This is a genomic window from Corallococcus sp. 4LFB (genome assembly GCF_046520365.1).
GTDB classification, from domain to species: Bacteria; Myxococcota; Myxococcia; order Myxococcales; family Myxococcaceae; genus Corallococcus; species Corallococcus caeni.
This window is the reverse complement of record NZ_JBKGHJ010000465.1, coordinates 1-6551: the sequence shown is the minus strand read 5'-3', so window position 1 is coordinate 6551 and position 6551 is coordinate 1. Positions and strand designations below refer to the sequence as shown.

The 6551-nt window shown below is 72.1% G+C and carries 5 protein-coding genes and 1 pseudogene; 1 reads left to right on the top strand and 5 read right to left on the bottom strand.

The annotated features are described in order from the left end of the window. The 3 genes from ACLEQD_RS34130 to ACLEQD_RS34120 form a co-directional block, all read right to left on the bottom strand. Window positions 1–195, bottom strand: a 195-nt coding sequence (locus tag ACLEQD_RS34130; protein WP_410389819.1) for a tetratricopeptide repeat protein, incomplete at its 3' end; no start/stop codon positions are given. Beyond that, the gene (locus ACLEQD_RS34125) at window positions 192–995 is read right to left on the bottom strand and encodes a tetratricopeptide repeat protein (protein WP_410389817.1); all 804 of its coding nucleotides are present in this window, start codon (window positions 993–995) and stop codon (window positions 192–194) included. The genes ACLEQD_RS34130 and ACLEQD_RS34125, both read right to left, overlap by 4 nt. A gap of 38 nt (window positions 996–1033) precedes the next feature. Continuing rightward, on the bottom strand, window positions 1034–3532 hold the full coding sequence (locus ACLEQD_RS34120; RefSeq protein WP_410389821.1) for an ATP-binding protein: 2499 nt from the start codon (window positions 3530–3532) through the stop codon (window positions 1034–1036). A 455-nt stretch (window positions 3533–3987) separates the two neighbouring features. On the opposite strand from ACLEQD_RS34120, the gene ACLEQD_RS34115 reads away from it, so the two are divergent. Continuing rightward, window positions 3988–5550, top strand: coding sequence for a hypothetical protein (locus tag ACLEQD_RS34115; protein WP_410389815.1), 1563 nt, complete (start codon window positions 3988–3990; stop codon window positions 5548–5550). 9 nt (window positions 5551–5559) lie between these two features. On the opposite strand, the gene ACLEQD_RS34110 is transcribed toward ACLEQD_RS34115, so the two are convergent. Further along, the gene (locus tag ACLEQD_RS34110; protein WP_171420531.1) at window positions 5560–6300 is read right to left on the bottom strand and encodes a TlyA family rRNA (cytidine-2'-O)-methyltransferase; all 741 of its coding nucleotides are present in this window, start codon (window positions 6298–6300) and stop codon (window positions 5560–5562) included. After that, window positions 6297–6551, bottom strand: a pseudogene (locus ACLEQD_RS34105) (transketolase C-terminal domain-containing protein); the annotation flags it as partial. The gene ACLEQD_RS34110 and the pseudogene ACLEQD_RS34105, both read right to left, overlap by 4 nt.

Genomic DNA, 6551 nt, shown 5'->3' with positions numbered 1-6551 from the left:
GCGTCCGCTCCGCGACGAGGCCCGCGTAGTACGCAGCCGGGGCTCGTCCGGCGCGTCCCGGCGCGCGGCGGCCAGCACGGCCTCCGCGGCGGTGGGCTCTCCCGCGGACAGGTAGCTGAAGGCCACCCGTACGGCCAGCTCCGGCGACGCGGACAGCGACAGCAGCCGGTCGAAGTACGCCCGGGCCCGCGTCACGACCCGCCCTTCAGCGCGGCGCGGCCCGCCGACAGCAGCACCTCCCGGCTGTCCGGATCCGCCTCCAGCGCGTGGGCCAGCGCGTCCTCCGTGTCCCTCGCCCGGCCGGACTCCTCGTAGAGGCGGGCCAGCGTGGACCACACCTCCACGTCGCCCGGGTCGCGCTCGGCGGCCTTCACCAGCAGGCGTTCGGCGCGGGCGGCGTCGCCGCGCTCGGCGAGGACCAGGCCCAGCCGCCGGTAGCCGGAGGGCTCCCCTGGCAGCGCGTGGGCCAGCGCCTCCACCACCTTCACCGCCGCGTCGGGGTCCTTCGCGTCGAGGTACAGCTGCGACAGGACGAGGTATGCCTCCGGGTCGCGGGGCCGCAGGGCCATCGCGCGGCGCAGGTGCTGGCGGGCGCGCGGCACGCGGCCGGACTCCATCAGCACCCGGCCCAGGAGCACGTGGGCGGCGTAGTGCGTGGGGGCCCTCTCCACGGCGCGGCGCAGCTCGCGCTCGGCGCGCGCCAGGTCGCCCAGGCGGGCGTACTCCTCGCCCAGCTGGGTGAGGAGGTTCGGGTTGCCGTCGTCGGTGGCGAGCGCCAGCCGCAGCTCGTCGACGGCGGCCCGGTGGTTGCCCTCCAGGTGCATGAGCCGCGACTGGAGGTAGTGCGCGTAGCTGGCGGACGACGCGGACGGCTCCTCGTCGCGTTCGCTCGCGTCCATGGCCTCGCGCATCGCCTCGCGGTCCACGTGCGGAGGCGGGGCCTTCCTCGCGGGCGCGGCCCCCGAACCTCCGGCGGCCAGCGCGAGGCACAACACGGCGGCACGGCTGAGGAGCGGGAGCGGGCGCACGCGGGCTAGTGGACCTCGGGCGGAGGCGCCCCCAGCTTCTCCAGCAGCTTCTCCACCGGATCGCTGTCCTGGCTGACGTCCGCCATGGCGGCCCGGTACTCGATGGAGGTCACCTTCTCCACGTCCGGCATCAGGCGGTTGATGACCGTGCGCGCCGCGTCCGCGTTGCACTCGGGCAGCACCACCGCGAAGACGCCCAATCCCAGGTGGGCGATGGAGTCCGGGTGGCGCACGCGCTTGCGCATCACGTCCCCCATGTTGGGCGGCATGGCGTCCAGGTCGCGGTCCGGACGGAGTACCGCCAGCGTGAGGGCGCGGTGGTAGCGCCGGCTGCGGGCCACCTCCTGCTCCAGGCGCAAGAGCAGGCCGCGGCGGTCGAGCAGGCCCGTCGCCGGGTCGCTGCCGGTGCGGCGCTGGAGCGAGTTCGTCTTGTCCTGCTGCTCCTTGTCACCCTGGCGCAGCTTGAGCGCGCGCTCGGTGCGGTTGAGCAGCTCCACCGCGTTGAAGGGCTTGGCCATGTAGTCCACCGCGCCCAGGTTGAGCGCGCGGACCTTGTCGGCCACGCCCTGGTGGGCGGACAGGAGGATGACGGGGATGTGCGCCGTGTCCGACGAGGACTTGAGCGCCATGGCCGCGTCCAGGCCGTCCAGCTTGGGCAGGAACACGTCCATGACCACCAGGTCCGGCCGCGACGCTCTCGCCTTCGCCAGGCCCTCCGCGCCATCGCGCGCCACCTCCACGCGGTACTTCGAGCGCAGCACCTCCGACAGCACCGCCGCGATTTCGGGCTCGTCCTCCACCACCAGCACGCGCGGCTGCTCGGGCGCGGCGCCGGGCGCGGGCTGCGGCCGGGGGTTGCGCGCGGCCTCCTGCGCCAGGGGCAGCGTGAAGACGAAGGTGCAGCCGCCGTCGGCCGGGCTCTCCGCCCAGATTTCACCGCCGTGCAGCTCCACGAACTCCTTGCAGATGGCCAGCCCCAGCCCCGTGCCCTTGGGCCCGTGGCGGTAGCGGTCGAACACGAGGTGCAGCTCGTCCGGGGGGATGCCCACCCCGTTGTCGCTCACCATCACCCGCACCGCGTCGCCGTCCGGACGGGACAGCCGCTGCGTGCGCACCACGACCGAGCCCGGTTCGCTGGCGTGCTGGATGGCGTTGCTGATGAGGTTCTGCAGCACCTCGTGCAGCTTCACCTCGTCGCCAATCAGCATCAGGCTGTCGGGGCACTCGGAGCGCAGCGCCACGGCCTTCTCCGCCGCCAGGATTTCGAGCTCCGCCACGGCGTCGCGGCACAGCTGCGCCACGTCCAGCACGCGGGGCTCGATGGACAGCCGCGCCGCCTCGCCCTTGCCCTTCTCCAGCAGGGACTCGACCAGGGTGAGGATCTTCCGGCCCTGGCGGATCATCGCCTCCGCGGACTGCTTCTGCTGCGCCTCCAGCGGCCCTTCCAAGAGCAGCCGGCCGTGCCCCAGGAGCACCTGGAGCGGGGCGCGCAGGTCGTGGCTGCACACCGCGATGATCTCATCCTTGAGGCGGTTGAGCTCCTTCAGGCGGCGGTTCGCGTCGGTGAGCTCGCGGTAGCGCTCCACGTACGCCAGCTCCATGTCCTCGCGCTTCTTCTTCACCGCCGTGTGCAGGCGCGCGTTGCGGATGGAGTTGGCGAGCACGCCCGCCACGGCCTCCGCGAACTCCTGCTCGTCGCGCCCGATGGACGCCTCGCCCTTGGACACGCGCAGGAAGAGCGCGCCCAAGAGGTCGTCCTGGCAGATGAGCGGCTGCACCAGGATGGACTTCACGCCCTGCGGTAGGAGCGACGTGCGCACCTCCGCCATCAGCGGGTCGCGCTGCGCCTCTTCAATCAGCACGGGCTGCCGCGTCTCCAGCGCGCGGCGCAGCTCCGGGTAGCGCGCCACCTCGATGTCCAGCTGGACGAGGCTGGGGTCCTCCTGCGTCGCGACGACCGTGGCCGTGCGCGCGTGGCTGCCCTCCACCAGCACCACGGAGCAGCGGTCCGTGCCCGTGACCTGGCCGACCTTCTCCACCGCGATGCGGAGGATCTCCTCCAGCTCCAGGGAGCTGGTGGCCGCCTGGGTGATTTCCAGCAGCATCCCCATGCGCAGGCGGATGCGCTCCTCGCGCTCCTTCAGCCTCCAGGCGCGCAGGGCGGACTCCAGCCGGGGCACCAGCTCATCCGCGCCGCGCACGAAGTCGTCCACCGCCAGCCGCTTGAAGGCCTCCGCGGAGCGGGCCCGGCCCTGATCCACCAGCACCGGCAGGCGCTGGAGCTTGTCCGTCTTGCGCACCGTCTCCAGCAGCTCCGCCGCCCGCTTGGCCGTCACCGCCAGGAGCACCACCTCCGGCTGGAGCTGATCCACCATCTCCGCCAGCCCGGTCTCCCGTTCGGTGGAGGCGCACTGGTAGCCACTCGCCGTGAGCCGCTCCACCAGCGCGTCACCCGCGGCCTTCGCCGCGAGGACGAGCACCCGCCCCCGCTGCTCCGACGACAGCATCTCGAGCCTCACGGCGCGCCTCCGCCCCGCCTGGCCAGGGAACGACGATGCGGATACCCGTTGGGTGCGTGAGGGGTCATGGTCGATTCCGGATCATGCCGTCTAACCCGTCCGCGGGCCAGCGGATGGACGGGGCTCTCCTGAGCGAGAGGGGTGAGAAAAGGCGCGCGACGTATACCCCGGCCCGGTGTCCTTCCTCCGGAATCCCGCACGCGCGTGACGGTCCGGTGACCCGGATCGCCTGCTCGGCCCCTGAAAGGGGTGGAACACCGCGAAAACAGCGAGGCTGTCCCTTTCTTCCCATACCATCTTCCAAGCCTGGCCGGAGGCAGGCCTGGCAGGCAGGAGCCGGCGGGGGGTTTCCGGCGGCCCGCGCGATCAGGATTTGGCGGAAAGGCACAGGGGGCGTGGCCCCGCCCGCTTCCCAGGGGAGCGCGGTAGAGTGCGAAACCATGCACTCCGTCCCTTCGCGCCCGTTCGCGCAGCGGGCCTTCCTGGCCACGCTGACCCTCTGCGCCTCCGTGTTCGCCGCTTGTGGTGGCGACAAGCCGCCCCCGATTCCGGATCCGCCGGTGGTGACCCTCACCGTGCCGCAGCCCAACACGGCGGCCCCGTCGCTGACGGTGCGGGTCATCGTGTCCGGGTGTGACTCCGTGGCGCAGGTGGACATCTACGACCGGGACACGTTCCTGAAGACGGTCCCCTACACCAGCGGGTCCATGGACTTCGAGCTGGCGCAGAACGAGATCAAGTACACCCGCGGCCTGGCCGTGGGCCTGTCGCTCAACGCGCGGGCGACGTGCTCGGACGGCCGGACCAACGTGTCCCAGCCCCAGGCGGCCACGTTCCTGCCGGTGACGAAGGTGATCAAGGACCCGGATCCCAACGGCCAGGTGGTGACGGACTTCTTCATCGCCGAGGGCAGCGGCACGAACGTCGCCTTCCTCGGGTGCGGCAACCCCACCACCGGCTCCGGCACGCTCTTCCGCGTGGACTCGGCGGGCGCGGTGCGCAACTCGGTGGAGATGGGCATCCCGTGCAGCACGGACACGGTCATCACCAGCGTCAACGCGCAGAGCGGCAAGCGGTGGGTGTGGACGCCGGGCATTGGCGCGGTGGCCATCGACAACAACTTCGTCATCTCCGGCCGGACGGCGACCACCTACAGGCCGGAGCGCTTCTCCGTCATGGACAACGGGGACGCGCTCGTCATCAATGGCATCAACGTGTCGCGGCTCAAGCACACGTCGACGAACGGCGCGTTCCAGTGGACGCACCAGTCGTCGTGGCGGCCCGTCGGGCCGGCGCAGCAGAAGGGGGCGGAGGTCATCTTCCCCATGTCGCGCGTGCCCAACGAGGCGTCGCCCAACCTCATCGACCTCGTGGTCGTGACGCTGGCCGTGGAGGCCTCCGGGGACAAGGTGCCCCTGGTGCATGAGCGGATCATCACCCAGTACCAGGGCGACACCGCCTCACCGCCCCCCATCTCGCTCAGCCCGGACGGCGGGACGGTCTTCCTGGCGCTCTCCTTCGCGGACAACCAGTCGCGGGTCCAGGCCTGCTCCACGGAGGTGCCGGGCTGCGAGGGCGCCGCGCTCAAGTGGATGAGCGTCACGCTGCCGGTGCCGCTGAACTTCCTGCTCCCCTTCTCCGCGGGCACGAAGCTGGCGGCCATCGGCACGCAGCGCGTGTGGTTCCTGAATACGGGCAATGGCCTCGTCGCCAACAAGGGCGGCATCTCCGTGGACGCGTCCGGGCAGCTGCGCATCCGCCAGGTGCAGCTGGGCCTGCCGACGAGCCCGGAGTTCTACCTGCTCAACGGCCCGGACGCGGCCGGCACCCTGCCCGTCGAAATCGTCGCGGTGGACTCCGCCGAAAAGGGCGAGCTGTTCCGCTACGAGGTCTCCAGCAGCCTGTCCTGCTCCGTGGATGACAGCGGGCGGCTGTGGATGCGCGTGGGCAACAACCTGGTCCAGGCCCTGCCGCTGAGCGACTACCGCGCCGTCAAGCCGTAGCAGCGGCCGTCAGGGCCTGTCGGCGACGAGGAGCGCCTCCACGTTGCCGGCGGGCCCGGGCACGGGCGAGTCCATCACCCCGCGCACGGTGAGCCCGTGCTCGCGCACGAACGCAGTCACGGTGTCGATGGCGTCCTGCCGCGCCGCGGGGTCGCGCACCACGCCGCCCTTGCCCACCCGGTCCGGCCCCACCTCGAACTGGGGCTTCACCAGCGCCACCAGCAGGCCGCCCGGGACGAGGAAAGGCAGCACCGACGGCAGCACCTGGGTGAGCGAGATGAAGCTCACGTCGATGACGACCACGCCCACCTTCTCCGGCAGGTCCTCGTCCGTGAGGTAGCGCGCGTTGACGCGCTCGCGCGAGCGGACGCGGGGGTCCACGCGCAGCTTCTCGTGGAGCTGGCCGTAGCCCACGTCGATGGCGTGCACCCGCACCGCGCCGTGCTGGAGCAGGCAGTCGGTGAAGCCGCCGGTGCTGGCGCCGATGTCCGCGCCCACCCGGCCCGTCACGTCCAGGCCGAAGCGGTCCATGGCCGCCTTCAGCTTGAGGCCACCGCGCGACACGTACGGGAGCACCTCGCCCTTGAGGCGCAGCTCCGCCTCCACGGGGACCAGGGAACCCGGCTTGTCCACGCGCTGGTCCGCGACCACGACCTGCCCCGCGAGGATGAGCGCCTGGGCCTTGGTGCGCGACTCGGCGAGCCCGCGCTCCACGACCAGCACGTCCAGCCGTTCCTTCTTCGGCTTCACCGGCGCTCCTCTCCGAGCAGCGCACGGCCCGCGCGCCGCAGGCCCGCCGCGTCCAGTCCCAACTCCGTGCGCTGCACCCGCGCGTCCCCGTGCGGCAGGAACACGTCCGGCATGCCCAGCAGCGTCACCCGGGGCGCGATGCCGGCCGCCGCGTACAGCTCCAGCACCGCGCTGCCCAGGCCGCCCCGGACGGTGCCCTCCCTCCGCCACCACCACGTGCCCGCCCGCAGCGGACTCCAGGCAGCGCGGCC